Annotated in this window: 3 protein-coding genes; all 3 read right to left on the reverse strand. The window is 61.2% G+C overall.

Annotation, left to right across the window (positions count from 1 at the left end; all coding sequences use genetic code 11):
- Positions 1–232 precede the first annotated feature (232 nt).
- The 3 genes from CA2_RS17030 to psiE-GI are packed head-to-tail and all read right to left on the reverse strand — an operon-like array spanning position 233 to position 2,481.
- Entirely contained in the window at positions 233–1,387 is a 1,155-nt protein-coding gene (locus CA2_RS17030; protein ID WP_034383486.1) for a S1C family serine protease, read from the reverse strand.
- A gap of 22 nt (positions 1,388–1,409) precedes the next feature.
- On the reverse strand, positions 1,410–2,003 hold the full coding sequence (locus CA2_RS17035) for a M48 family metalloprotease (protein WP_042420334.1): 594 nt from the start codon (positions 2,001–2,003) through the stop codon (positions 1,410–1,412).
- On the reverse strand, positions 1,981–2,481 hold the full coding sequence (gene psiE-GI / locus CA2_RS17040) for a heat resistance protein PsiE-GI (protein ID WP_003052334.1): 501 nt from the start codon (positions 2,479–2,481) through the stop codon (positions 1,981–1,983). Before psiE-GI ends, CA2_RS17035 begins: the two co-directional genes overlap by 23 nt.
- Positions 2,482–2,829: the final 348 nt, after the last annotated feature.

The following is a 2,829-nucleotide window of genomic DNA, read 5'->3' on the forward strand; positions in this document are numbered from 1 at the left end:
TACAGCCCGCCGCTACTTACCGGCGGCTCAAGATGCAAGCGTGATCTTCTGCTGTGCGTCGAGAACTGAGGTGCTAGCTGCTGCCGATATAAGGACTAGCGCAAGAAGAGGTCCGAGCCCAAAAGCAAAAAGCCTTGGCAACCAAAGTGTAGGGCATCAAGTTTCTTCGGCTCGAATACTTGATGCATCCATCGTTATTTTTTACCGATCCCCAGAAGTTCTCAACTTCAGATCAGGCGCCAGGTTGCAACTCCACGCGCACCTCCCTTGGCTTACCGGCCCGCTCAACTGACAAGACAACCACATCCCCCACCTTTTGGTCGTCAAGCCGTGCGAGCAGCTTGGCGACATCGTCGACGGGAGCGCCACCTATGCCTGTGATACGGTCTCCCGGCACGATGCCTTCGGGGCCAACGGTGATACCGCTCAGGCCCGCCTTTTGCGCCGCTGAGCCAGGGGCGACACGGAGCACGAACACGCCTTGGGTACTGGTCAGTGCCTGCAATCGGCGGTTGAGCTGCTCGTCTACCTCGATCCCAAGCGCCGGGCGGATGTATTTTCCTGTCTTGATGAGTTGTGGCACCACACGCATGACCGTGTCCACCGGTACGGCGAAGCCAATCCCAGCCGATGCACCGGAAGGGCTGTAGATCGCTGTGTTGATGCCAATCAGGCGGCCGGCGGAATCGAGCAACGGCCCACCCGAGTTGCCGGGGTTGATAGCGGCATCGGTTTGAATCAGGTGTTCGATGGTCACTCCGCCGGATTCTCCGGGCAGCGATCGATCTAGCGCGGACACGATGCCGTTGGTGAGTGTCCAATCCAGGCCGAAGGGGTTGCCGATGGCGAACACCTTTTGTCCCACCTTGAGGTCTGCGCTGGTGCCGACCGGAACGGCGGGCGGGCGCTGGAAGCCGACGCCGATTTTGAGCACCGCGATATCGTGGGCCGGACTCACTCCGACCAGCGCGGCTTGGTAATCGCGGCCGTCGGCCAGTTTGACCGTGGCCTCCGACGCCCCCTGAATCACATGAAAGTTGGTAACAACATGACCGGCGTCATCCCAGATAAAACCCGAACCCGTGCCGCGCGGCACAGAAAAGACGTTGCGCGTCCAGACATCTCGTACCAGTTGGGACGTCGTGATGTAGACCACCGATGCCCGGGATTTCTCGAACAACTCGATGGTGGCCTGTTCGTCAGCGGCCAGATCGCCACGCGGCGTGACGGTGCGCTCAGCGGCTTGGCGCGGGCTGAACCAGGCTTCGATGGCGGGCAGGAATTGCCAAAACAGCATGAGTGCTGCAACGCACGCAGTGATGACGAGCCACCGCCGGACGAAATGATCCGGAGCTGGGCGTTGTGGGTAAGGACCGGGGGAAGACATGACGGAGGCTCCTTCGAGTGATTTAGCGCCAAAGGTCGCTCAGGCCCCGGCGTGGTGGGCACATCGGGGCGAACGACCTTGGCACGAGATAATCCGTTTGGAACGGCAGGGTCTGCGATGGCTGAGGCGCCAACTCCATCAGGCGCGCGATACGATCCTCTGCCGCCGTATGCGTGCGCAACCAAGACGGCTCGGGATTTCCCCAGCCGGGCAGACCATCCGTGAGGGCAATGGAGGCAAGGCGCCTGGAGCCGGTGGCAAAGGCATTGACATTGACGATGCCGCTGGGCACGTAGTGCGGCACCGGCGTGGCGGACAAACCGGCACGGGCGGACAGTTCGCGCAACATGGCCCAAATCTCGGGCGCTTCTTGCGGGTGCAAGGCCCGTACGCGGTACAGGCGCAAGCTCAGCGCCGACACGGCTACCGGTTCCAGCAGCAACGCACCTGCAACGGCAAACAGCGCGAGCCACAGGCCGCCTTCCCCAAACGACAGTCTCCCTGCTGCGGCTGCGATCCCGACCAGGGTCAGGACCAACAGCCCGGTCTGCAGGCGGTTGAGCCAGCGGTGTTGCAACAGCGCCGTGCGCGGATCACTGGGATGATGACGGGTCATGCTCAGAGGTCTCGGCGGCGCGGTCGCCGCGCTTGCGCAGCAGCCAGTAGGTCGCACCCAGAGCCAGCGTGGCGCCTGCCAGCGCGGCTATCTTTGCGGGGCTCGCCTCGGGGTCAAGGATCACGAACTTGCGCGCCAGCGCGATCAGACCGATGAGGATCACGGTCTTGACCTGGATGATGCTGTCCCGACGCAGCGCCACGCGCACGATGGAATGCTTGAACTCCATCGCGATCAAGAGCGTCATGATCATGCCGAACACACTTTGGAATACCTTGTGATCCAGGGGATTGAAGGCATCGAGGACCAGCAGCGTGAAGACGATGGCGATGAGCTGGAACAGCGACACCACGATGATGACGGCAATTACCGCCGACAGAACGAGGGCGACGACCTGCTCGAAGCGCTCGTAAACCGTCATCAACCGCCACTGGGAGCGCATCTCGTCAAGGGCCGTGTGGCCAGATTCCTTATGCATAAGCGTTGCTCTCTCTTTCAATGAAACGTTAATGGAACGGGGAGTCCGAGAAGACGACTCGATTACACCTGGATTGCCGAGGCAATTGCGAAGCCACCCAGCGCATAGTGTCCTGCGCGCCCGTGGCGCCGCCGATGGGTGGATCAGCCTCTTGCACGTCAACCCTTTGTCCCATGCATGGCATCAATCCGGCTTCTGATCTGGCGGCAGCAATCCCAGCAGATCCGCCTGCAAATGTTGCAACTTGTCGATGCCAGCCCTCAATGCCTCGACACGGCCGGCATTTTTCATTTCACTCAGGGTGTGCGCTAACTGCTGGATGCTCTGATGCAGGACATCGACCTGATC

Origin of the sequence: Comamonas aquatica NBRC 14918 (assembly GCF_000739875.1) — a bacterium.
Lineage (GTDB): Bacteria > Pseudomonadota > Gammaproteobacteria > Burkholderiales > Burkholderiaceae_C > Comamonas > Comamonas aquatica.

Bases quoted from the DNA above. Each gene is read 5' to 3' on its own strand.
- CA2_RS17030 (WP_034383486.1), bottom strand. From the start codon at position 1,387: ATGTCTTCCCCCGGTCCTTACCCACAACGCCCAGCTCCGGATCATTTC.
- CA2_RS17035 (WP_042420334.1), bottom strand. From the start codon at position 2,003: ATGACCCGTCATCATCCCAGTGATCCGCGCACGGCGCTGTTGCAACAC.
- psiE-GI (WP_003052334.1), bottom strand. From the start codon at position 2,481: ATGCATAAGGAATCTGGCCACACGGCCCTTGACGAGATGCGCTCCCAG.